Genomic DNA, 24,317 nt, shown 5'->3' on the forward strand with positions numbered 1-24,317 from the left:
ATATAGTTGGTTTTTATAATTATGAGTTATTAAAATAGAATGAATTACTATAATATCAAGTTCTCGTAAGCAGGGTGTAGTGCATGAGACTTATTGGTTCTTGTTATAATTGAAGAACTGTAAAAATTAGGGATAGTGTAGTGATCTTATAAAATCGAATAGTAAGATTTAACACTCAATCTAGTTTTGATTATAGATGTTTACTTTTAAAAGATAATTTTATAAATAAAAAAACTGAACAATAGAATTATTGTTCAGTTTTAAATTTTTATTAATCAGTATCAAGTAACTAGGACGAGATATTTTCTTTTTAAATTCTAAATATTGAAACTTAAAGATAGTGTAAGATTCGAGTTAACTCTATCGATATCAACCGTATCAATTAATCCAACATTATATAATGGTGTTTGGTAAGAGCGTTTGGCTTGGTCGAAGGTTAAATCCAGTTTTGTGTTACCAAAGTTATAACCTAAACCAAGTGAGAATCCGTTTAAATCTCCAACGGTAACACCGTCTGTATATGGGCTTTCTTCAAATCGATAACCACCTCTAAAACTAATTTGTTTCACTTTGTATTCACCACCAAATCGGTAAGTTGATGCAGAGGTTAATACGTTACTTATATCGGAATTTTCGACAGAATAATCAGATTCTGGTTTAAATTTTGTTTTGCTGTAGTTTTTGTTCGAGTAATCGAAACTAATTAAACCTTGTTTACCAAATATATAAGCTAAACTTCCTGTGAATTTTCCTGGTGTTTGGAGTTTGTATTCAGGGTAAGTAGTGATTACGTCTGAGATAAACCCAATGTCTGACTCAGCTTCATTCGTGTTAATAAATTGAGTTATTTCTTCTTGAATATTATACCAAGTAGGGGAGTCGTAAGTTAAACCTAATCTAAATTCTTGTGATAATTTAAAAATTCCTCCAATTTGAAAAGAAAAGCCATTACCAGTTGTAGATAATGTATTGTCAAAATCAATGAATGAAATCAAACCGCCATTATCATTGTCTTCCTGTAATGAAGTTTTACGTTCGTAGTCTATAAAATGAGAGTTTAAATTAACCCCTAAATATACATTGTCTTCATATTGAGCTGCAAAGTTAAAGCTTATTTTACCGTTATAACCGGTTTCAACATTAGCGTAGCGGTGTTCAAAATAACCAGAAGCGACATTTGCATCATAGAACTCGTTATTATTATCTTCGGATACAGGTTCTAAAACAAAAGATTGATAACCTAAGAAGGCTTGTTGCGCATTGAACCCATCAGATTGTCCAATTTCTTGATAAGCATTTTCAATAAATCTATTGTTAAGAGATATGTTTTGTAAAAGTTGGCCTTGAGCGTATTGAAAGAAATAGTTAGCAATCGAATTTACTGGAGTTAATTCGTTATTATCACCGTCCACTATAACTAAATCATTCGTGTTTATTCCAGCCGAATACCAATTATTATTATGGTCATTTGTTTTATCGTAAGCAAAAGCTAAAGTGAATTTTTTCCAAGGGGAGTTACTATTACTTTTAAAAACAAAAGCTGCTCCACCTTGATTTAAACTAAATTTAGAATCGTTAACTTTTTCAGTATTACCAAAATAATTAGTTGTGTTGTTTTTGTCTGCACTTACAAGAGATACTGATGCGTGGCTTTGGCTAAATACAGCTGATCCAGCAGGATTTATACTAACCGCACTCATGTCTCCACCTAAGGCCCCAAATGCTCCACTTAAAGCTCTAAATCTGGCACTTCCTTGCACTTCATCTTGAGAATAGCGTAAGGCATCACTAATATCTTGAGCGTATACACTAGACATAGAAAGCACACCTATGAATAGTAAATTTAACTTTTTCATATATAAATATTTTTCTTTTTTAGATGAATTAACGACGTCTTCCTCCGCTTGATGATCTTGAAGTACTACCTGAACTTCGACTACTGCTGCTACTTGAAGATCTAGTGGTTGAACCGCTAGAACTGGAAGAGCTTCTGCTTGAGCTTGGTGTGTAAGTAGAACTTCTTGAACTTGATGATGATCTCGTACTTGAAGGTGAAGAACTTCTGCTACTTGTTGATGGTGTGTATGTAGAACTACGTCTTGTTGTAGTCGATGTAGATCTAGATGTTGAGTTTGTTGATGGTGTTCTAGTTACAGAAGAAGTTCTTCTTGTTGTACTTGTGCTAGGTGTGGTGCTTCTTCTTACTGTGTTACCATTAATTGCAGAGCGTGTTGTGCTGCTTCTTCTAGTTGATGTATTGTATTTTGAATTTGAACTTCGACCAGAAGCACTTGAAACTGAGCTACGGCGAGTAGTTCCATTTGTGTTTAAGCTTCCTCGACTTGAGGTGCTATAATTATTTCTTCTACTAGCGCTATAAGCTACGCGATTATTGTTGTAATATCTATTTCTGTTATTGTTATAGAAACCTCTATTTCCGTAGTATCCATTATAGCCCCAGTTGTTATAAAAACCACCGCCAAAATACATGCCGCCATAGTAAGAATTGTAAGGGTTATAATAACCCCAGTTATTGAATCTGTTCCATCCCCAATTATTATATCGGTTCCATTCCCAGCTGTTGTAACCCCAAGAATTCCATCCATAGTTGTTCCAACCGTTATTAATATAATTAATAGTAACGCTATCGGTGTCTTGTCCCCAGCCTGCATAACCTTGATAATTATTATCTGTTACAATAGCTTCATCTTCAGAATAGTTATTACTTTCATAACTATCAATATCAGTGAAAATATCACTATTCGCTATCATTTGTTCGGTTTCTAAAGCGCCATTTTTGAAATAATTTTCATAATAATCGCTATTACTATTGCTTGGAGCAGCAACTACTGCTTCTTCGTTTTGAACAATTCGAACAGTTTCTTCGCCATAAATTCCATCATTGTCAACACCTACGTATTGATATGAGCCACAAGATGACACGCCAACTAGCAAAGCAAGCAGTGCTATGTTTGGCATTTTTCGTTTTAAGTAGCTTTTTAATTGCATATCTGTATAATTTTATTGTTGGGCACTACAAAAATAGTTAGTTTTGCTGAACTATTTTATTATTTAACATAATCACAATTTTTGTGCCAAAATATCAATATGAGCAAAAAACTTACTAGTAGAGCAGAAGATTATTCTAAGTGGTATAACGAACTCGTTGTAAAAGCAGACCTAGCAGAGAATTCTGCTGTTAGAGGTTGTATGGTTATTAAGCCTTATGGCTACGCTATTTGGGAGAAAATGCAAGCACAATTAGATAAAATGTTTAAAGAAACAGGTCATCAAAACGCATATTTCCCGCTTTTTGTTCCGAAAAGTTTGTTTGAAGCTGAAGAAAAAAATGCAGAAGGTTTTGCAAAAGAATGTGCCATTGTTACACATTATAGATTACAAAATGACCCTGACAGACCTGGAAAATTACGTGTAGATCCTGAAGCTAAGTTAGAAGAGGAATTAATAGTTAGGCCAACTTCCGAAGCTATTATCTGGAATACCTTTCGTGGTTGGGTACAATCGTACCGAGATTTACCACTATTAATAAACCAATGGGCCAATGTAGTACGTTGGGAAATGCGTACGCGTTTATTTTTACGTACAGCAGAGTTTTTATGGCAAGAAGGGCACACGGCACACGAAACTAAAGCAGAAGCGCTAACAGAAGCAAAATTAATGAATAATGTTTACGCTACGTTTGCCGAAAACTTTATGGCAATACCTGTTATCCAAGGTTTAAAAACCGAAAGCGAACGCTTTGCAGGAGCAGATGAAACTTTTTGTATTGAAGCGTTAATGCAAGATGGAAAAGCACTACAAGCCGGAACATCTCACTTTTTAGGGCAAAATTTTGCCAAAGCATTCGATGTTAAATTTGCTAATAAAGAAGGAAAGCAGGATTATGTTTGGGCAACCTCTTGGGGAGTTTCAACACGATTAATGGGCGCGTTGATTATGACGCATAGTGATGATCTTGGATTGGTTTTACCTCCAAGTTTAGCACCAAACCAAGTTGTTATAGTTCCTATATATAAGACTGAAGAGGATTTAAATGCTATCACTGAAGTTGCAAATACTATAATGAGCGATTTACGAGATAGGCATATGACGGTTAAATTTGATAATAGAACCACGCACAGACCAGGTGCTAAATTTGCACAACACGAATTACAAGGGGTGCCATTACGTATTGCAATTGGTGCAAGAGATCTAGCAAATGGAACTGTTGAGATTGCAAGACGAGATACTTTAACAAAAGAAGTGGTTGCTTTAAGTGATTTAACAGAAATTATTGATGGCTTATTGAAAGAAATACAAGAAACTTTATTTAAAAAAGCATTAGATTTTAGAGATTCTCACATTACAGAAGTGAATTCTTTTGAAGAATTCAAAGAAGTTTTAGAAAATAAAACAGGATTTATTTCGGCGCATTGGGATGGCTCAATTGAGACGGAAGATAAAATAAAAGAGATCACAAAAGCAACAATTAGATGTATTCCTTTGGAATTCAAGGAAGAAGAAGGTGTGTGTGTGTATTCTGGAAAACCATCGACTAGAAGAGTGTTATTTGCAAAAGCATATTAATTAAAAAAAAAGTAAAAAAATAGTAAATAATACTTGCAGAACTTAAACTAAGTTGTATATTTGCACCCGCAATGGAAAACATTGTTAGTTATTTGAAAAAAAAATATTTGCAGGTTTAAAATAAAGTTTTATATTTGCACACTCAAATAAATAATGGCCCGTTCGTCTATCGGCTAGGACGCCAGGTTTTCATCCTGGTAAGAGGGGTTCGACTCCCCTACGGGCTACAATTTAAAAAATTAAGAAAAAAACAAAATGGCAAATCACAAGTCAGCATTAAAGAGAATCAGAAGTAACGAATCTAAAAGATTAGTTAATAAGTATAAGCATAAGACTACTCGTAATGCTATTAAGAAATTACGTGAGTTAACTGATAAGAGTGAAGCTGAAACTTTATATCCTTCAGTGGTATCTATGTTAGATAGATTAGCTAAAACAAACGTTATTCATGCTAACAAAGCAGCTAACCTAAAATCTGGTTTAGCAAAACATGTTGCATCACTTTAATTGATTTAAAGTTTATAATATTTAAAGCTTCTCAGAAATGAGAAGCTTTTTTTTTTTGAATTTTTTTAATGCTCTTATAGTGTTAATAGTAATTTAAAAATATAAATTTGCAAATAGAATAAGTTTATTAACCACATAATAATATCACCGTTGGAAAATCAAAAAGCAAATAAATTAGTCGATAAAATTCTTGAAAATCTTGATGAATCAGGTATTAATACAGAAACGTTAATCGACGATATTAAGGAATTAAGAACTTATGCTTTAGAAGAGCAAATACCTTTAGTGGTAAAAGTTTTAAGATTGACTTACGAGCATATAGAAGCAAATAATACGTTTCTTATTCCTGTACTTGATGATGAACCTATAGAAGATGAAGAAGAGGGGGCAGAAGGTGAAGCAGTGAATGATTTGGACACACCTGTAGAAAGTTTGAAATATTTAATAGCACTTACTAAAAATCTTAATAACAAAGGTAATATAGCTGATTTAAGAGAGTATAAAGAGCTTTTTGCTAAGTATTAAGCATACGGTAGTAAAATCTATTTATAGATTATAAAATATAGAATTATAGGCCTTGACATTAAAAATGTTGAGGCTTTTTTTATGTAGTGAATTAATTATTGTATTGATGATACTTGAGTCGTTAATATAATAGGAAAATATTTTTTTTAGCTCACCCTTATTCTAATCTATTCTAATAGTAGATTGAGTTCTGTATTTCGTTAAAATAAAATTTAAGTAACAGGTTCTTCTTCTTTATTGAAAGTTCTATTCAATAAACCCATTGCAAAATATAATACAGGTGAAATAAGCATTTCTTGAATGCCTCCAGCAAAGTGTCTTGCGTTTAAGGATATTTCGTGAATAAACCAATCGAAAAGGCCCATTGCACCTATAATAGATAATCCAGAGATATGGATAAAATGCCAAAGAGATGACATCCATGTATCTTTTAGTTTGCCTAAATGAAAAGTGCCAATAAAGTAAACAGCAAGTGTTGTAGCAAAAGTAATAATGTGTTTAATTTTTGAAGGAATGAGTGCTGTGTTCTTATTTTCGGCAAAAAATATGTAGTACCAAGTGTAAACAAGAATTATTAATACAAGGCCAATAATGAAGCGGGCTTTATCCGATTTGTACAGTTTCATTTTTTAAATGAATTTTACGGGCAAAGTAACCCCAAATTATTAATGTAGTGGTATAAACCATCGCTTTAAAAAGGTAGTGATGAGCAAAATCGAAATAGACCTCAAAATATTCTATTAGATATATAAGTCCAACACATCTTAATATATTTATGGCATCTAGTATTAAAATACCTAAAACAATATATTTAGTTTTTCTCCAAAAAGTTGAAGGCATGCAAATAATAAAACCAATGTATAGTACAAAAATCTCTAAGCCATTACAAGCATTGGCAATGTTTAATGTTTTGTAATCGTCGTGATAAATTGCTGAAAGATGACTAATTGTTCCAGCTCCTTCAAAAACAATAGTAGTCTTTTCTCTTTTGCTGGTAAAACCACTCATGCCTATGTTATTTAATAATGAGGCAGAGGCTTCGGCAACGTGTGTTGTTAAGGGGTGATCTAAGTATTGAGAGTCATACATAAATCCAGAATAAATAACCTTCCATATTATAAAAAGCAATAAGGCTTTTCCTAGAAAAAGCCTTATTGGTAATGGAATATCTTTTAGTATAGATTTAAGATTTAGCATCCTTTTTTCTACGTAATTTTTTAACTCCAAAAGCAGCTGCTCCTAACATTAAGAAACCAAGTCCTCCGTCCAATGGCACAGAAGGGGTAGAACCACCACCATTACACTTTCCTTTGTGAGGTCTGTGACATTTTTTGCATCTTACTGGTCTCTTTTTTTTATCAGGCCTGTTACCGATTAAGGCAATAGAGGTAAAGTGTATTGAAGTTAGCGCAACAGTTGTTGGAGATTCTACTACACTAACAGCTGTAGTAGCATTCATGTTAGTTGAGAATGTTAGAGTAAATACAATCGCAAGAGCGCTGATTATATTTACAAATTTTTGTTTTTTGTCCTTCATTAGTTTTAGTTTTTGGATTAATTAATTCCTTAATAGCAAATTAAATATAGTAACTATTCTAGTGAAAAAACGTCTGGGGCTATTATTTTCGTTAAAACAAGGAATAAATTCTTCCAATGGTAAAGTTTTGTTAAATATGAGGATTAGTTTTAGGGCTTATAGCCTGTTTATCTTTGTGTTATGAAATTAAATAAATGATAGTAAGTAACTATTTATCTATTAATTTAGTATAAGGTTAAATTTAGAATGTTATAAGAAATTAACTTTTTTTTTTGAATTTGATGATTCGCTATGTTTTAACTTAAGCTAACTATATATTAACCCTTGCCAAAAGCTGCGTTAGCGATTGCAGTGGTTAGCTTTTGGCGAGGCGAGCATCGAGCCAAAACTAGTAACGTAAAGCGCGACCCTTGGGGTAACGCCCAGATATGGGTATAAAAAAAGCCTTAACTTTTATATTAAGGCTTTGCATATATATTGAAATTCTTATCCGTTCATTGAGACCAGGAATTCTTCGTTGTTTCTAGTTTGTTTAAAACGTTCGTTTATAAATTCCATGGCTTCTACAGGGTTCATGTCTGCTAGATATTTACGCATTACCCACATACGTTGTATGGTGTTAGCATCGAGTAAAATATCGTCGCGACGTGTACTTGAAGATGTAAGATCGATAGCAGGGAAAATTCTACGATTAGATATTTTTCTATCCAATTGTAGTTCCATATTACCAGTTCCTTTAAATTCTTCGAAAATCACCTCGTCCATTTTAGAACCTGTTTCTGTAAGCGCAGTAGCAATAATGGTAAGCGAACCTCCATTTTCTATGTTACGAGCCGCACCAAAGAATCGTTTTGGTTTGTGTAAAGCATTAGCATCTACACCTCCACTTAATATTTTACCAGAAGCGGGTTGTACACTGTTATATGCACGTGCTAAACGTGTAATAGAATCTAAAAGAATCACGACATCGTGACCACATTCTACTAATCGTTTTGCTTTTTCAAGAACAATATTTGCAATTTTTACATGCTCGTGAGCTTCCTTATCAAAGGTAGAAGCAATAACTTCTCCACGTACATTACGTTGCATATCTGTAACCTCTTCAGGGCGTTCATCAATCAATAAAATCATTTGATAAACCTCAGGGTGGTTTGCTGCAATGGCATTTGCAACATCTTTAAGTAACATGGTTTTACCCGTTTTTGGTTGCGATACAATCATACCACGTTGTCCTTTACCTATAGGTGCAAATAAATCCATTATTCTAGTAGAAATCGTACTTTGACGCCCTGCTAAATTAAATTTTTCTTGTGGAAATAAAGGTGTTAAATGTTCGAAAGCAACACGATCTCTAACCACATTTGGGTTTTGTCCGTTAATTTTGCTAACCTTAATTAAAGGGAAATATTTTTCACCTTCTTTTGGTGGGCGTACTTGTCCTAAAACGGTATCACCAACTTTTAAACCAAATAATCTAATTTGCGATTGCGATACATATATATCATCTGGTGATGATAAATAGTTGTAATCTGATGAGCGCAAAAAGCCATACCCATCTTGCATAATATCTAAAACACCTTCACTCTCAATAATAGCATCAAACTCAAAATCAGGGTCACGATAGCGATTTCTACTATCCTTATTCCCGTTACTCCCAGAATGTACGTTACCGTTTTTCTGATTTTTGTTATTTTGATCGCGTTTTGGTTGCGGCTTTGGCCTTGGGTTAGGCTTTGGTTTTGGCTGATTATCGTTTTTTCGCTCGTTTTGTGGACGAGGTCTTGGTTTAGGCTTATTTTCTGTTTTAGCCTCTACTTTATCTGTTTTCGGGGCTATATCTTTTTCAACTTTAGCTTCTTCCGCTTTTGGTTCGGCTATTTGTTTTGCTTCTTGTGGTTCCTCTGCAGGTATGTTAGCAGCCTTTGGAGCTGGCTTTTGTAAACGTTGTCTAGGTTTTCTAGGTTTCGGTTTGTCAGCTACAGTTTTTTCTGCAGGTTTAGCAGGAGCAACAACGGCATCTACTGCTTTTGGATCTGCGGCTTGTGTATCTAATATTTGATAAACTAAATCTAATTTTTTTAAAGAACGATACTTTGGAACGTTCAGTTTTTTTGCAATCTCCTGTAAGTCAGTGAGCTTTTTTTCTTTTAATTGTGAAATTTCAAACATTGATATATTTTGAATATTATATTTTGAATATAAAATTGAGTTTTTTTGAAAAAAATGAATTTTTATTCTGAAGAATTAACAACCTGTTATAGCGGTTGTTGAGAATTAATACTGCAATTATACGACTTTATTTTAATTTTTTAGCTTATTTTTTTAAAGAAACCGCTATTTTTGTGATCTAGTTATTTAAAATAATATGTTACAACGTATACAAACAGTTTATTTATTAGTGTCGGCAGGAGTATCTGCTGGATTAATTTTTGTGTTCAATTTATGGACTACAAACGCTGGTGAAATAGTATTCGCCGAGGACGACATGTTGTATTTTGGACTCTTCTTAGGTTCAACTGTATTATCTTTAATATCTATACTAATGTTTAAAAATAGGCAACTTCAATTTGTTTTGGGGAGGCTTAACATCATATCAAACTTTATTTTATTAGGATTTTTTGTGTATCAATTACTAAAGGTATCTGGAGAGACGGCGGTTTCTGAGAAAGGTATTGGGATGCTTCTCCCTCTTGTTTCTATCGTGTTGTTGGCATTAGCCAATAAGGCCATCAAGAAAGATGAAGATCTCGTAAAATCTGTAGATCGATTACGATAAACCTAACATCTTAGTAGTATTAGTGCGTTAAAACTCCGAAGTGAAAACTTTGGAGTTTTTTGTTTTTGGGCGTTACCCGAAAAGGGTCGGGCTTTCCGCTACAAGTCCTCGCACTTCCTTCGTCAGGCTGTGGGCTTTTCACTACAATCCCTAACGCGCTCATCCGCGAAAGCGATTTTTTATTATTTAAGTTATAGGTTACTTTGCAAATTCCACAACCTCTAAATTATCAATTTTTTTTCCATCAATAGTAAACCGTAGCATAGTTCTAACTTTATGGAAGCCATGTTTTCCAATCGCTCCAGGGTTCATATGTAAAATATTTAATTTTTTATCGGGCATTACTTTTAAAATATGCGAATGCCCAGAAATAAATATTTTTGGTGGATTTTTTCTTATTTCCTCAATAACTCTCAAGTTATATTTTGGTGGGTAGCCACCAATATGCGTAATCCAAACATCAACCTCTTCACACATAAAACGATTATGTTCTGGAAACTCTCCACGTATTTTAGCATCATCAATATTGCCATAAACACCTCTTAAAGGTTTTAATTCCTTTATAGCATCGGTTACTTTTAAATCGCCAATATCTCCGGCATGCCAAACTTCATCGGCTTGTTTTACATATTTTAAAACATCATCATCTATATAACTATGGGTATCCGAAAGGAGTAATATCTTTTTCATTAATTTTTTTTAATATATAATTAAGATTCGAGTATTCACAAGAACCTTAAAACTGACTATATTTGTTCTTTCAACAAAAGTATTAAAACAAATTGCGATATTTTATAGAACTTTCATATAACGGTGCTGCTTATCATGGTTGGCAAATTCAGCCAGATGCTATTTCTATCCAAGAAGTTTTAGAAAAATCTTTATCTCTTTTATTGAATACACCAATTTCTATTATGGGTGCAGGCCGCACAGATACAGGGGTGCATGCTAAACAAATGTTTGCTCATTTTGATTTTGAAGGTATTCTAGATGAAGTTAATTTGGCTTTTAGACTTAATTCTTTTTTACCTCAAGATGTCGCCATTCATGATGTTTTTAAAGTAAAAAAGGATGCACATACGCGTTTCAATGCTGTTAGCAGAACGTATTTGTATCGTGTTGCTTTGCAAAAAGATGTATTTAGCGCCAACGATGCTTATTATGTAAAGCAAAAGTTAGATATTGAAAAAATGAAAGAAGCCGCTAAAATATTGTTGGATTACAACGATTTTCAGTGTTTTTCTAAAACTAAAACGAATGTAAAAACCTATTTGTGCAACATCATGAAAGCCGAATGGACTTTGGTAGATGGCGAATTGCATTTTATCATTAAAGCCGATCGTTTTTTACGAAATATGGTTCGAGCTATAGTTGGTACCATTATAAATATTGGTTTAGATAAAATCTCGGTAGAAGATTTACACCGTATTATAGAATCTAAAAATAGGAGTAAAGCCGGTTTTTCTGTTCCTGCACACGGCCTATATTTAATTGAAGTAGAATATCCAGAAGATATAAAAATATAAATGAGTAAACCCAAAGAAAAAATATTTGATGTTAACCTTTTTAAAAGGTTATTTACCTATATAAAACCATATAATTTGGTGTTTGTATGCTTACTAGTTATGGTTGTTTTATCTGCAGTGCTTAGTGCAGCAACACCTTATTTAACTAAGTATGCCATAGATAATAGTATTGCGGTAAAACTAGCCGACGATTTTATGTTTTATGTTATAATTATGCTGGTTGTTTTAATCCTTCAAACGGTTGTTCAGCTTGCATTTATTTATTACGCTGCGTGGTTAGGTCAGAATTTAGTGAAAGATGTGCGAACTAAACTATTCAATCATTTATTGCGTTTTAAAATGAAGTATTACGATAATTCTTCGGTTGGGGTGCTTATTACAAGGTCGGTTACCGATATGGAACGTATTGCCGATATCTTCGGGCAAGGTTTGTTTATGATTGTAAAAGATTTGCTAACCATGCTAGTTGTTTTCTGTGTTATGGTTTCAATAAACGTGAAATTAAGCCTTATTGTTTTCATCATGCTTCCTTTGTTATTATATGCTACACGTGTTTTTCAAAAAGTAATGAAAAAGGCTTTTGAAGAAGTTCGAACCGAAGTTTCTAACTTAAATTCCTTTGTTCAAGAGCGGTTAACAGGAATGAAGATTCTTCAGCTTTTCACGCGTGAAGATACCGAGTTCAAAAAGTTTAAAGCCATAAACGAGCGTCATAAAAAAGGATGGTTAAAAACCGTTTGGTATAACTCTATATTTTTCCCATTGGCAGATTTATCTGGTTCTATAGCAATGGGGTTAGTAGCATGGTATGGTGGCTTGCGTGTGGTTTTAGAGGCTAGTGATGTTTCGCAAGGTGATTTAATAGCCTTTATTATGTTTATTCCAATGTTGTTTAGACCATTACGCCAAATTGCGGATAAGTTTAATACGCTACAAATGGGTATGGTTGCTGCAAACCGCGTGTTTAAAGTATTAGATACTACTTCACAAATTGATGATCATGGTACACATATAGCCGAAGCGTTTAAAGGTAATATTAAGTTTGAAAACGTGTTTTTTAATTATGTTGAAGATGAAGCCGTACTAAAAGGTATTTCATTCGATGTAAAATCTGGAGATACCGTCGCTATTGTTGGAGCAACAGGAGCAGGGAAATCGACTATTATAAACTTGCTGAATCGTTTTTATGAAATTAAAGACGGCGTTATCTCTGTCGACGGTATAAATATAAAGGATGTAACCTTAGAATCTCTTCGAACTCAAATTGCTGTAGTTTTGCAAGATGTGTTTTTGTTTGCCGATACTATTTTAAATAATATCACTTTAAATAATCTAGAAATTACAGAAGAGCAAGTCCATCAAGCGGCTAAAGATATCGGTATTCATGATTTTATTATGTCTTTACCAAATGGCTATCATTATAACGTAAAAGAACGCGGTGTGATGCTTTCTTCTGGTCAACGTCAGCTTATTTCATTTTTACGTGCGTATGTCACTAATCCAAGTATTTTGGTTTTAGATGAAGCAACGTCGTCTGTCGATTCTTATTCAGAACAACTTATTCAAAATGCAACCGATAAGATCACTAAAGGAAGAACTTCAATTGTAATTGCCCATCGCTTAGCAACCGTTAAAAAGGCTGATAAAATTATTGTAATGGACGCTGGTAAAATTGTTGAGCAAGGCACGCACGCGGAACTTCTTAAAAAAGAAAATGGTTATTACAGGAACCTATATGAAGTTCAGTTTTTAAAGCAGGATGTGGCTTAATCTTTATTAGTTGATATTGTTTAGCTTACTAATTTTTTAGATAAAAAGCTGCGTAAAGTATGCCGAAAATTAATGCTATAATCATCGGAAAAAGGAAACTTATTACGGTGTATAAAATAGTTCTCAATATAGTCGATTTCCACGAAAACTCATATAACTTTTTGTAAACATAAGCCATATAAAACAAGGCTGGAATAGAAATTAATTGCGATGCGTTGTAGAAGTTTAATCCAAAAGGTAAGGTTATTAAAATAATGAAAAATGATATAATAAACCAGTGTGCCGAAGTATAGGTTATAATCACGAAATGTTCTGCAATATTATACTTTTTCGACTTTTTAAATACAAATCTTGAGATTAGGGAATATACAGGAATAGACACCAAAGTAATAACACTTTGATATTCTGTAATGAAATCCATAACACTGCTAATATCGAAACCTTCTGGTTGTTCAAGTCCTGCGCTGTATTGTAATAGTTCTGGGAAGAATTTCTTCAGAATAAAAAACTGAAGTCCCATAAGAGTTATCGATAACCCTAAATAAGAAATGACATTTACATATGTTTTTCTGAAGCCGTTAATATAGCTGTCAATAACCAAATCAGGCTTTCTAAATAAATCTATAAAAGTTTTAAAAAGCTTATTATCAATACTTAAAAACTGATTAAAAAAATCTACTATAAACGATTTTACAGTAAGTCGTTTAAAAGTTGTTTTTTCGCCACAAGCATTGCAGAATATACTTTCTGTAGAAATTAAATGGTTACAATTTCTACATTCCATATTAAGCTAGATCTTTTTTAATAATAGCACTAAGTTCATTATTATCTTTATAAACAACAAATTCACCATCTTTAAAATAAGAAATATGTCCGGTTTCTTCACTTACAGCAAGAGCTAAAGCATCGGTTTTTTCGGTAACTCCAATAGCAGCTCTATGACGTAGTCCGAAGCGTTGAGGAATATTTTTCTCATTATTTACAGGAAGAATAACTCGTGTCGCTTTTACGATATTATCATTTATAATAATGGCTCCATCGTGTAATGGGCTATTTTTAAAAAAGATACTTTCTATAATAGGTTGAGTTACTTTTATATTCATTTCATCTCCCGAAGCAGCAATGAAATCTAAATTATTGCTGCGTTCAAAAACAATTAAGGCGCCAGTTTTAGACATTGCCATTTTGTTACAAGCAGACAGTATAACATCAACATCTGTAGTGGTATTTGTTTCTGTTTTTAAGAATTTAAATTGTTGTAAAAATTTACGTCGACCATTAAAATTGGTAGAACCTACCATTAATAAAAATTTCCTTATTTCTGGCTGAAAGACGACAATTAAAGCAATAATTCCCACTTTCATAAAGCCGCCAAAAATACCATTAAGTAATTCCATTTGAAGGAATTCGGTAAGTTTCCAAACAAAATAAATGATAATAATTCCTATAAAAATATTGATGGCAACCGTGCCTCGTGTTAATTTATAAACGTAGTAGAGTAGCACTGCTACCAGAATTACATCAATAATATCAACAATTTTAAAGTTTAAGAGGTCATTAAAAATTTCCAATGGTAAAAGTGTTTTTGTAAATTTAGTAAATTAGAGTTAATTAAAAATAAATTCGTTGTTCGATATTTTAGTTTCTGTTAAATCTGCTTTTTCAATTAATGATTTATATGAAATATAATCTTGGAAATTCAAGGTTTCATCAAAATTTAAAAAGATAATTCCGTTTAAGGTATCGAGTTTTTTTAAGTTTATTAACAAGTTTTCTTTGGTTGAATTTGAAATATTAGATTTTAAGACACCATTCACAATTGTGATTTTGTTGTTTTTATCAAAATTTATGGTAATGGAATTCTGCGAGTCATTTATATTTGAAAGCTTCGATAAATAATTGGCACTTGTTTCTTCATGATAAACCGTTTCGGTAAACTCTATGAAACCTAAATTCTTTCGGCTTGTATCATTACAAGTATAATAGTTTTTTATACCTTCTTTTTTATGACCAGCACGTTTCTTTTTATTCTGAAGAAATTTTATCTGCGGAATAACTAATTTCAATGTTAAGCGTTTATCAACATTTACGAGCCAATTGGTTGTGCTAATTAGGTTTTGTCTATTTAATTCAATACTATCTTTTTCTAAATCATAAAAAAGATAGGCGGGAGAAATATCATCGATATCCGTGATTTTAGAATGATTAATTTCTGGTAACTGCAGTACTTTTTCATTTCCACAGGAAAAAAAACAAAATGTTATAAAAAGGATAAGTATATGTTTCATTTTAAGCATTCAAAGATTTAATAAGTTTAATAGTTTCCATAGCTTCCTTTACATCATGAACACGTAAAATAGAGGCGTTTTTTTGTAAAGCGACTGTATTTAAAACAGAAGTGCCATTTAAGGCTTCTTTAGCTGTATTATTCAGTGTTTTGTAAATCATAGATTTTCTAGATACACCAACAAGCAAAGGTTTTTCTAACATGTTGAATAATTCTAATTTATTCAATAATTCAAAATTTTGTTCCAAAGTTTTAGCAAAACCAAAACCAGGATCTACTATAACATCAACAATACCTAGTTGTTTTGTAGTCGCTAATCGTTCAGAAAAATAGAATAAAATATCTTTTATCAAATTATCATAATTGGTTTGTTTTTGCATGGTTTGTGGTGTGCCGCGCATATGCATCATAATATATGGCACATGTAAATTAGCAACTGTTTGCAACATATTGTTATCTAGCATTCCTGCTGAAATATCGTTGATTATTGCTGCACCAGCTTCAATAGATTGTTTAGCAACTTCACTTCTAAAGGTGTCAATGGAAATTAAGGTTTCTGGGAATTCATTCAAAAGAAGACCTACAATTGGTAAAATACGTTTTAACTCTTCTTTTTCACTAACATGGTCGGCATTTGGGCGAGAACTGTAAGCGCCAATGTCGATAAAAGTTGCACCTTCAGAAAGCATTTTTTCGGCATGTTTCAGTATAGATTTTTCATTTTTATGCTGTCCGCCATCGTAAAAAGAGTCGGGTGTTAAATTCAAAATACCCATCACTTTTGGCGATGATAAATCAATAAGTGTTCCTTTGCAATTAATGGTCATAACTTGTTATAATCTCAATATTTTCGATATTAAATATCAAACGTAAAACTTTAAAATTGTAACGTCAAACTTCCTCCTGAAAACTTTTGAATTTTGAACAATTTAAGCGAAATTTACACAAAATATAATTGATACATGCCAGATACTTCAAAACAATATGATGCCGTCATAAATACTTGTAAAAGTTTATTTATAAAAAAAATGAGCGATTACGGTAGTGCATGGCGCATATTACGTTTGCCTTCTTTAACCGATCAGATTTTTATTAAAGCACAACGTATTCGAAGTTTGCAGCAAAATGATGTTAGAAAGGTGGATGAAGGTGAGGTTAGTGAGTTTATTGGTATAATAAACTACTCGATTATGGCTCTTATTCAATTAGAACTAGGTGTAGTTGAGCAACCAGACTTATCTACAGAGGCGGCAACCGAATTGTACGAAAAGCATATTTCCATAACAAAAACTTTAATGGAAAATAAAAACCATGATTATGGGGAAGCTTGGCGAGATATGCGTGTGAGTAGTTTAACAGATTTAATTTTGCAGAAATTACTTCGTGTAAAACAAATTGAAGATAATAAAGGGAAGACTTTGGTTAGTGAGGGTATTGATGCTAATTATCAAGATATGATTAATTACGCCATTTTTGCGATGATTCATATAAATCAAGGAGAATAAATTTAAAAGAAAAATAAATTATTAAGTCTCGAGCTAAGACAATCTAAAGCTTAGAAGATAATTTTAATTCAATTAGAATAAAAAACAGTAAACACATAAAATCACTTTATCAAGGTGTATTATGTGAACCTTAAAATTGTAGTAAGCATGAAAATTTTAGTAAGCCTAAGCCGTATATTCGTTGGCGTTTTATTTATTATATCTGGATTTGTAAAGCTGGATGATCCGTTAGGGTTTTCGTATAAATTAGCAGAATATTTTAGCCCAGATGTTTTAAATCTTCCGTTTTTAGAACCATATGCTTTAATGGTTTCTGTTTTAGTTGTAGTGTTTGAAGTTGTTTTAGGTGTGTTTCTTCTCATTGGTTATAAACCAAAATTTACAGTTTGGAGTTTACTTTTAATGATTGTTTTCTTCTCATTTCTAACTTTCTATTCGGCGTATTTTGATAAAGTAAAAGATTGTGGGTGCTTTGGAGATGCTTTAAAATTAACACCATGGGGAACCTTTACAAAAGATATTGTATTGCTATTCTTTGTTCTTATCCTGTTTTTTGGAGTAAAACATATAAAACCGCTTTTCGGAAATTTAGGAACAACTGTTTTAGCATTACTAAGTTTTATTCTTAGTTTATGGTTTGGTTACCATGTGTTAATGCACTTACCTACAATCGACTTTAGGGCTTACAAAATAGGAGCAAACATTCAAGAAGGTATGAGTGTGCCCGAAGATGCAGCAAAACCAGTAACAGAATATTATTGGAAATTTAAAGTTAACGGCGAAGAAAAAATAATAACAACTAATGGCTCTTACCCAACGGTAGAAGGTGATTTTATAAGTGTTGACACAAAAGAAATTTCCGCAGGATATGAACCACCAATTTATGATTTTTCGATTGAATCTGAAGATGAAGATTTAACTACTAAATTCCTAAATGAAGATAATTTACTAATAGTCATATCTTATAATTTAGAAAGTATGGAGCGCGGTGGAGCAGTAAAGTTAAAAGCTCTGCAAGATGAAGCAAGAAGAAATGGCTATAAAATTATAGGTTTAACAGCTTCTGGTAATGATGTTAAGCAACGTATAAAAGAAGCTTATAATATAGATTTCGAGTTCTATTTATGTGATGAAAAAGCTCTTAAAACAGTAGTGCGTTCTAATCCAGGAATTATTGAGTTGGATAAAGGAACCATTAAACAAAAATTACATTGGAACGATTGGGACGATTTAAAACTGCCTAAAGTAGAAAGAGCTCCCGAACCAGTAAAAGTTGAAAATATCGCATATTTTATAGATGGAGATATGTCTACTAAAACAGAAGTAGAAGCTTTAGATACCGAAACTATAGAAGCGGTGAATGTCTTTAAAGAAAGTAATATAGAATTAGACTCTATAAATCAAGTCAATCATAGTGGTTTTACAAGTTTAGTAAAAGTAACTTTGAAAAAGTAATTTATTTAAATCAATATTTATCCAATAACCAATTTGAGCTACCTAATAAATAAAATTGCATACGCCATCCTTACGTTATTTGGAGTAGTAACTGTTATTTTCTTTTTATTTAATGTACTCCCTGGAGATCCAGCTCAAATGATGTTAGGGCAAAATGAAGATAGCGAGCAACTAGCCACAGTAAAGCACAAATATGGTTTCGATAAACCTTTAGGAACACAGTATTTATATTATTTAAACGATTTACTGCCTATATCTTTTCATTCAAATCAAAAAGAAGATTATACTTTTTTGCGACAAGGAAAATACTCTGCTAGCAAGCTATTTACTATTGGAAATACTACAACGGTTTTAAAATTTCCGTATCTACGAGAATCGTTTACAAAACAAGGTAAAAAAGTAAGCCAAGTACTGGGAGAAACTTTACCAAATACATTTGTTTTAGCTGTTTCGGCTATTATAATAGCTATAATTTTAGGGGTTATTTTGGGTATTGTCTCTGCGTTGTATAAAGACCAATGGCTAGATAAAATTATTCAGATATTTAGTACATTAGGTATGAGTGTGCCTTCGTTTTTTAGCGCCATTCTATTCGCTTGGTTTTTTGGGTTTGTGTTGCATAAATACACCCATTTAGAAATGACGGGCAGTCTTTATGAATTAGATGATTTTGGAGAAGCAATGCACATAAAATGGAAAAACTTAATACTTCCAGCCGTGGTTTTAGGTATCCGTCCGTTGGCGGTAGTTATTCAGCTTATGAGAAATTCTTTACTCGAAGTTTTTAACCAAGATTATATTAGAACAGCTCGGGCTAAAGGGCTTAGTGAATTTCAAATTATAAAAAAACATGCTGTTAAAAACGCATTAAACCCAGTCGTTACAGCAATATCTGGCTGGTTCGCTTCCATGCTAGCTGGTGCCGTTTTTGTAGAATATATTTTCGGTTGGAACGGACTCGGAAAAGAAATAGTAAACGCCTTAAATACACTAGATTTACCCGTTATTATGGGAGCTGTTTTAGTAATAGCCGTTTTATTTGTAATTATTAATATTTTTGTCGACTTAATTTATGTTTGGTTAGATCCAAAAGTCAAATTAAAATAAAATTTTATTCCGTGAAAACGGAAACATTTATAAACCCTTTTTTATGAACAAATTTAAATATATTTTCATTTTATTAATTAGCTTTTTAAGCTGTAAAGACGAACCAAAAGAATTTTCTACGGAAGCTTTAAATGACACTTTTATTACCTTAAATGGTACAGAGGCTACATTTCAAAGTATACTCGATAAACACAAAGGGAAAACCATTGTTATCGATATTTGGGCATCGTGGTGTAGTGACTGTATAAAAGGTATGCCTAAGGTTAAAGCGTTGCAAGCCAGTAATCCAGATCTAGCTTATGTGTTTTTATCTTTAGATAGAGAACAAGGCGCATGGAAACGTGGTATTGAAAAATATCAGGTTGTTGGTGATCATTATTTTATGGCAAACGGAAAAGATTGCGATTTCGCAGATTTTTTAAATATAAGTTGGATTCCTAGATATTTGGTGATTAATAAAGCTGGCGAAATCGTTGTATTTAATGTTATTGAAGCTGATGACGATAAGTTGCTAAAAGCTGTGAAAAATTGATTATTTTAGCAGGAGAAAACAACAATTATTAATTAATAAAATAGTCCTTTCCTTTTGGGAAGGTTAAATGGCAACCATGAGAAAAAACATTGTAGCAGGGAATTGGAAAATGAATAACGATTTAGCGCAAACAGAAGCGTTAATAACTGCTTTAAAAAAACAAACAACAACCTCTAATGCCGAAGTAATGGTAGCACCAACCTTTACCAATTTATTTCAGGCTTACGACGCTTTAAAAGATTCTAATATCGAAGTTATTGCACAAAATATGCATTTTGCAGAAAATGGAGCTTATACAGGTGAAATTAGCGCAAATATGTTAAAAAGTATTGGTGTTAATACCGTGATTTTAGGACATAGTGAACGTCGTGAGTATTTTAATGAAACCGATGAGTTGTTAGCTAAAAAAACAGATACAGCTTTAGCGAAAGGTATGCGTGTTATATTCTGTTTTGGTGAAGAATTGGCAGATAGAAAATCTGGAAATGAAGAAACAATTGTTGGTAACCAAATAAAGAATGCTTTATTTCATTTAGAAGCATCTGCTTTTCAAAGTATTGTATTGGCTTATGAACCTGTTTGGGCTATTGGAACAGGAGAAACTGCAAGTCCAGAGCAAGCTCAAGATATGCATGCATTTGTTAGAAAAACATTAGCCGATAAGTACGGGAATGATGTGGCCGATGAGGTTTCAATTCTTTACGGAGGAAGTGTTAAACCTGCAAATGCTGAAGAAATTTTCTCTAAACCAGACGTAGATGGTGGTTTAATTGGTGGAGCGGCACTTAATGCTGACGATTTTTTCGCAATTGTTAATGCATTTTAAGTAGATTAAAAGGGTTTTTTAAACCAATTTTTATATAAGTATAAAAAGGGTATTCCTTGAGTTTTTTATAATTCAAAGAATACCCTTTACTATTTGTTTTTAATTTTAGAAAGCTTGCCGTTGGCTATTAATTAAAATCAATGATTATGGAATTTTTAAAACTAGTTGCTTTTTTATAGTATCAATTACATTCGCACAATTACCTGTAAATTATATTACTTACTCTGCTGCTTTTAATGGATTTATCTGAATAACATCTGCCTTTAATATTTTTGCAAATCTATCGTCAGGATTATCTAAAATATACCAAATATGCTTTGTGGTTCCTTCTAAATGTTGACCTTCCTTTGTTTTACCTTTCCAATCGAATTCGACAGTCATTTCAAATTCATTTTCCATAATTTCTTTTACCGAAAAATTCTTAGGTTTATGTTCGCTGTTTTGTAATTGTTTAGGAGTTCCGTTTAGCCATTTTTCAAGCTTAGTAATTGTAGTTATTTTGCTTTCAGTAGAAAAATTTAAGATAAAATTGTCGGCCAATAATTCTTTAAAAGGATTAACATTTCCGTCTAGGTTTTCCATTAAAGCAATCCAATAATACATTAAAGATTTTGTTCTATTTGTTGGGTAAGCATCTTCAAAATCTTCTTCTGTAGCACCAACAGGAATAATTTCAATTCGCGTGAATTTTGGAAGAGAATCTGTGGTTCGTTCTAAACGTGCATCTTTATATTTTAACGCATAACTTTGCTTTTCTCCATTGGGTTTAATATTTTGATAGTGTAAATCTACTTCTAATCCTAAAGTATTATCACCTAGCAGTGATACATTAATGTTTTTAATATGGTGTGCGTTTTGCCAACCATCATAACCTTTTAGTCGTTCAGGATAAGCTGCAGTGCCTTTAATTTTGCCTGTTGGGTTTATCATGATAATATTTTCGTCTAGCATTTCTAGTTGATTGCTAATGCGCTTTTCGTTCATTGGGCGTTCATACAATTGGTACCATCTGTATAACTGTGCTTTTACTAAATGTTGGTTTTTTGTGGTGAGTTTTTTCATGATTATTTTTCTTTTATATAAAGATAAAATGAGCAGAAGCGGCTGGTGTTGCCATTTGACAACAAATGAATTTAATCTTAAATATATTTTGTGCCGTTATTTGATAAAGGCAGATATTTCGGTTAAATAATGTTTTGTATATTTCTCTCCAAAATTATCAATAGTAATAGCAAAAGCTAAATGTAAAATTAGAGCGGAGCATATTCCGAAGAACATTGATTTTTCACCTAAAAACGACATACCGAAAATTAGGATTACAATTAAAATTCCATAAATCAATTTCAGTTTAAAAAAAGATTTTAGAGCTTTTTGAGACTCTGCTAATTCTGTTTTTACGAAATTGGTTTCGTTGTTTTTATAAATAGATGTTTTATTTTCTATTTTTTGTTGGTAATTAAGGTAAGTAGGGAACATAGTAGCTATTTCTAATACACCGAGTACTATCAAGGTTATAGCAAAACTTTTATGATTGGCGAATGTTAGAAATAGAACACCTATGATTAAGGAAACTACACCAATTATTCCGGAGAATAAAAACAATGCTTTTTCACTTTTTAAAAATTCATTTAAAAGATCTTCCATGTTACTTTTATTTTAAAAAAATCGATATATTTTTTGCCACCAATTCTGGTACTTCCAGTTGTGGAGAGTGCGATGCGTTTTCTATTAGTTTTAATTCTGAATTTGTAATATGATCTCTATAATATTCGGCTACATTAAATTTTACCACCTTATCATGTTTTCCCCAAAGAATTAATGTAGGAGCCTTAATCTCACTTATTTCATCTTTTAAATCAAAATACGCACCGTTTTTTATTTGTGGAATAATGGTGTTATTTAAAAAATCACGACTGTCATTTATTTGCTCTATATATAGTTTTTTTACGGATCGAGGTATAATAGGGGTTTTATAAAAAACACGTGAAAGTACCTTGTCTAAATCTGCTTCATTCTGTAAAATTTTACCAAATCCGGTATAAACAATATGGTTGTCTAGTTTTACACCTGGTGCATTTACAAGAATTAGTGATTTTATCTGCGTAGGGTAAGCAATAGCGTAAGCCGCAGCAATATGGCCTCCCATGGAGTTTCCTGCTAAATTGAATCGGAGTATTCCTAAATCACTTAAAAAGGTGTTTAAAAATTTTACCTGTCCCTTAATACTTAAATCTAAAGATTTTTCTTTTTTGTTCTCTCCAGAAGCTAAAAGGTCTGGAAGTATTAAATAGTAGTTATCGGTTAAAAACTTAGCAGATTGTACAAAGCTGTTTTTATCATCTCCAAGACCGTGAAGCAATACTAATGTATCTTTAGCCAATATATTGTTGTTCGTGTAATAATGTATGTTATAACCATCTATTAGTATTGTTTTAGATATTAAATGAGCGGCATTGGCGTTTTGAGAATTCGAAAATTCGACTAACTTTTTAGGAATAAAGAAATAAATTAATGCAACTCCAAGAATTAAAAGACCTATGATACCAGCAATTAATTTTAATATTTTTTTCATAATAACATTTTGTATTTAATACGCTGTTGCAAATATCTATAGGATACAATTAGTAAGTGTTGCCATTTGACAACAAATGTTATTCTTTCGATATTTGTTTACGAATTCTGCTTAAAGAGAATTTTGTAATACCTAAAAAAGAAGCAATATGAGTTTGGGGTACTCTAGCAATAATGGATGGGTTTGTTTTTAGAAAACTTAAATAGGTAGATTTTGCATCTTGGTTTATTAATTGGCGTTGAAAATTAGTTTTTTTTAATAGTGTTTTAGAAGTAACTGTAGCAATTATAGAATTCCAATTGGTAATATTTTTACAGCATAAATCCCACGATTTTCTATCAATAATTAAAACATTGCAATTTGTTTCTGCTTTAATACATCCAGAACTCATTGAATATTCGTTAAAACTAGTCACATTGGTAACAAATTGATTTTCCGACATAAAATACGAAGTAATTTCATTTCCTAAATTGTCGTAAAAAAAGTATCGGAATACACCTTCAATAATAAAGCCAACTTCTTGTGCTATTTTACCAGATTGTAAAAACATATCGCCTGTTTTATATTCTTTTATCTTAACGAGATTTGTTAAATACTGCTTGTCTTCACTCGTTAGGGTACCGTAGTTTTCTAAGTATTTAACTAGTTGATTGATGTGCATTTTATTTTTTATAATTAATAAGAATTATTAAATAGAGTAAGGTAATAAGATATTGTAAATTCTATTTTAAACGAATTTAGCAAAAAAAGAAGAGAACTATTAATTTAATGAAATTACACGTAACTTTGCACTCTAAATAAGTTA

General features: G+C 32.1%; 26 protein-coding genes and 1 tRNA gene. 12 read left to right on the plus strand and 15 right to left on the minus strand.

Going from position 1 to position 24,317, the window contains the following annotated elements; genetic code table 11:
- Positions 1–317 precede the first annotated feature (317 nt).
- Positions 318–1,856: an OmpP1/FadL family transporter gene (locus tag GQR97_RS11235; RefSeq protein ID WP_199269845.1), complete on the minus strand. Its 1,539-nt coding sequence runs from the start codon at positions 1,854–1,856 to the stop codon at positions 318–320.
- Between the two features lie 28 nt (positions 1,857–1,884).
- Complete coding sequence (locus GQR97_RS11240) at positions 1,885–3,009, minus strand: hypothetical protein (RefSeq protein ID WP_158848412.1); 1,125 nt, start codon at positions 3,007–3,009, stop codon at positions 1,885–1,887.
- A 99-nt stretch (positions 3,010–3,108) separates the two neighbouring features.
- On the opposite strand from GQR97_RS11240, the gene proS reads away from it, so the two are divergent.
- The 4 genes from proS to GQR97_RS11260 all read left to right on the plus strand — a co-directional run bounded on the left by proS (position 3,109) and on the right by GQR97_RS11260 (position 5,619).
- A complete protein-coding gene (gene proS, locus GQR97_RS11245; RefSeq protein WP_158848414.1) occupies positions 3,109–4,587 on the plus strand; it encodes a proline--tRNA ligase in 1,479 nt (492 codons plus the stop codon).
- A 155-nt stretch (positions 4,588–4,742) separates the two neighbouring features.
- Positions 4,743–4,814: transfer RNA gene (locus GQR97_RS11250), tRNA-Glu, on the plus strand.
- A 28-nt stretch (positions 4,815–4,842) separates the two neighbouring features.
- Positions 4,843–5,094, plus strand: coding sequence for a 30S ribosomal protein S20 (gene rpsT / locus GQR97_RS11255; RefSeq protein ID WP_158848416.1), 252 nt, complete (start codon positions 4,843–4,845; stop codon positions 5,092–5,094).
- 150 nt (positions 5,095–5,244) lie between these two features.
- A complete protein-coding gene (locus GQR97_RS11260) occupies positions 5,245–5,619 on the plus strand; it encodes a hypothetical protein (RefSeq protein ID WP_158848418.1) in 375 nt (124 codons plus the stop codon).
- Positions 5,620–5,831: 212 nt separating this feature from the next.
- Here GQR97_RS11260 and GQR97_RS11265 read toward each other — a convergent pair whose 3' ends face one another.
- The 4 genes from GQR97_RS11265 to rho form a co-directional block, all read right to left on the minus strand.
- Positions 5,832–6,245, minus strand: a complete 414-nt coding sequence (locus GQR97_RS11265) for a hypothetical protein (RefSeq protein ID WP_158848420.1) — start codon at positions 6,243–6,245, stop codon at positions 5,832–5,834.
- Positions 6,223–6,816 (minus strand): exosortase/archaeosortase family protein, encoded by a 594-nt coding sequence (locus GQR97_RS11270; protein ID WP_158848422.1) that lies wholly within the window; start codon positions 6,814–6,816, stop codon positions 6,223–6,225. Before GQR97_RS11270 ends, GQR97_RS11265 begins: the two co-directional genes overlap by 23 nt.
- Positions 6,803–7,078, minus strand: coding sequence for a PID-CTERM protein-sorting domain-containing protein (locus GQR97_RS11275; protein ID WP_158848424.1), 276 nt, complete (start codon positions 7,076–7,078; stop codon positions 6,803–6,805). The genes GQR97_RS11270 and GQR97_RS11275 overlap by 14 nt, the downstream gene beginning before the upstream one ends.
- Positions 7,079–7,642: 564 nt before the next feature.
- A complete protein-coding gene (gene rho / locus GQR97_RS11280; RefSeq protein WP_158848426.1) occupies positions 7,643–9,325 on the minus strand; it encodes a transcription termination factor Rho in 1,683 nt (560 codons plus the stop codon).
- A gap of 196 nt (positions 9,326–9,521) precedes the next feature.
- On the opposite strand from rho, the gene GQR97_RS11285 reads away from it, so the two are divergent.
- Positions 9,522–9,932 (plus strand): DUF4293 domain-containing protein, encoded by a 411-nt coding sequence (locus tag GQR97_RS11285; protein ID WP_158848428.1) that lies wholly within the window; start codon positions 9,522–9,524, stop codon positions 9,930–9,932.
- Positions 9,933–10,130: 198 nt separating this feature from the next.
- On the opposite strand, the gene GQR97_RS11290 is transcribed toward GQR97_RS11285, so the two are convergent.
- Positions 10,131–10,622, minus strand: a complete 492-nt coding sequence (locus tag GQR97_RS11290; protein ID WP_158848430.1) for a metallophosphoesterase family protein — start codon at positions 10,620–10,622, stop codon at positions 10,131–10,133.
- Between the two features lie 92 nt (positions 10,623–10,714).
- On the opposite strand from GQR97_RS11290, the gene truA reads away from it, so the two are divergent.
- Both truA and GQR97_RS11300 read left to right on the plus strand, forming a co-directional pair.
- Positions 10,715–11,458: a tRNA pseudouridine(38-40) synthase TruA gene (truA, locus tag GQR97_RS11295; RefSeq protein WP_158848432.1), complete on the plus strand. Its 744-nt coding sequence runs from the start codon at positions 10,715–10,717 to the stop codon at positions 11,456–11,458.
- Complete coding sequence (locus GQR97_RS11300; RefSeq protein WP_158848434.1) at positions 11,459–13,228, plus strand: ABC transporter ATP-binding protein; 1,770 nt, start codon at positions 11,459–11,461, stop codon at positions 13,226–13,228.
- Positions 13,229–13,256: 28 nt separating this feature from the next.
- Here the strand turns inward: GQR97_RS11300 and GQR97_RS11305 are convergent, their stop codons facing one another.
- From GQR97_RS11305 to folP, 4 genes are read right to left on the minus strand one after another with little or no spacing between them, the layout of a single operon-like run.
- A complete protein-coding gene (locus tag GQR97_RS11305) occupies positions 13,257–14,012 on the minus strand; it encodes a DUF3667 domain-containing protein (RefSeq protein WP_158848436.1) in 756 nt (251 codons plus the stop codon).
- Between the two features lies 1 nt (position 14,013).
- Positions 14,014–14,799: a diadenylate cyclase gene (locus GQR97_RS11310; protein WP_158848438.1), complete on the minus strand. Its 786-nt coding sequence runs from the start codon at positions 14,797–14,799 to the stop codon at positions 14,014–14,016.
- A gap of 36 nt (positions 14,800–14,835) precedes the next feature.
- Positions 14,836–15,516: a hypothetical protein gene (locus GQR97_RS11315; protein WP_158848440.1), complete on the minus strand. Its 681-nt coding sequence runs from the start codon at positions 15,514–15,516 to the stop codon at positions 14,836–14,838.
- A 1-nt stretch (position 15,517) separates the two neighbouring features.
- Positions 15,518–16,342 (minus strand): dihydropteroate synthase, encoded by an 825-nt coding sequence (gene folP / locus GQR97_RS11320; RefSeq protein WP_158848442.1) that lies wholly within the window; start codon positions 16,340–16,342, stop codon positions 15,518–15,520.
- Positions 16,343–16,477: 135 nt separating this feature from the next.
- On the opposite strand from folP, the gene GQR97_RS11325 reads away from it, so the two are divergent.
- The 5 genes from GQR97_RS11325 to tpiA all read left to right on the plus strand — a co-directional run bounded on the left by GQR97_RS11325 (position 16,478) and on the right by tpiA (position 20,940).
- Positions 16,478–17,020, plus strand: coding sequence for a DUF1599 domain-containing protein (locus tag GQR97_RS11325; RefSeq protein WP_158848444.1), 543 nt, complete (start codon positions 16,478–16,480; stop codon positions 17,018–17,020).
- A gap of 147 nt (positions 17,021–17,167) precedes the next feature.
- Positions 17,168–18,475, plus strand: a complete 1,308-nt coding sequence (locus tag GQR97_RS11330; protein ID WP_158848446.1) for a BT_3928 family protein — start codon at positions 17,168–17,170, stop codon at positions 18,473–18,475.
- 33 nt (positions 18,476–18,508) lie between these two features.
- Positions 18,509–19,582: an ABC transporter permease gene (locus GQR97_RS11335; RefSeq protein WP_233267526.1), complete on the plus strand. Its 1,074-nt coding sequence runs from the start codon at positions 18,509–18,511 to the stop codon at positions 19,580–19,582.
- A gap of 43 nt (positions 19,583–19,625) precedes the next feature.
- Complete coding sequence (locus GQR97_RS11340; RefSeq protein WP_158848448.1) at positions 19,626–20,114, plus strand: TlpA family protein disulfide reductase; 489 nt, start codon at positions 19,626–19,628, stop codon at positions 20,112–20,114.
- 76 nt (positions 20,115–20,190) lie between these two features.
- Positions 20,191–20,940, plus strand: a complete 750-nt coding sequence (gene tpiA, locus GQR97_RS11345; protein WP_158848450.1) for a triose-phosphate isomerase — start codon at positions 20,191–20,193, stop codon at positions 20,938–20,940.
- Positions 20,941–21,159: 219 nt separating this feature from the next.
- On the opposite strand, the gene GQR97_RS11350 is transcribed toward tpiA, so the two are convergent.
- The 4 genes from GQR97_RS11350 to GQR97_RS11365 all read right to left on the minus strand — a co-directional run bounded on the left by GQR97_RS11350 (position 21,160) and on the right by GQR97_RS11365 (position 24,173).
- Positions 21,160–22,002, minus strand: a complete 843-nt coding sequence (locus tag GQR97_RS11350; protein ID WP_158848452.1) for a hypothetical protein — start codon at positions 22,000–22,002, stop codon at positions 21,160–21,162.
- A 96-nt stretch (positions 22,003–22,098) separates the two neighbouring features.
- Positions 22,099–22,584: a hypothetical protein gene (locus GQR97_RS11355; RefSeq protein ID WP_158848454.1), complete on the minus strand. Its 486-nt coding sequence runs from the start codon at positions 22,582–22,584 to the stop codon at positions 22,099–22,101.
- 7 nt (positions 22,585–22,591) lie between these two features.
- Complete coding sequence (locus GQR97_RS11360; RefSeq protein WP_158848456.1) at positions 22,592–23,512, minus strand: alpha/beta fold hydrolase; 921 nt, start codon at positions 23,510–23,512, stop codon at positions 22,592–22,594.
- Positions 23,513–23,591: 79 nt separating this feature from the next.
- Positions 23,592–24,173, minus strand: coding sequence for a Crp/Fnr family transcriptional regulator (locus GQR97_RS11365; protein WP_158848458.1), 582 nt, complete (start codon positions 24,171–24,173; stop codon positions 23,592–23,594).
- Positions 24,174–24,317: the final 144 nt, after the last annotated feature.

The sequence above is a fragment of the Algibacter sp. L1A34 genome (genome assembly GCF_009796805.1).
Classification (GTDB): domain Bacteria; phylum Bacteroidota; class Bacteroidia; order Flavobacteriales; family Flavobacteriaceae; genus Algibacter.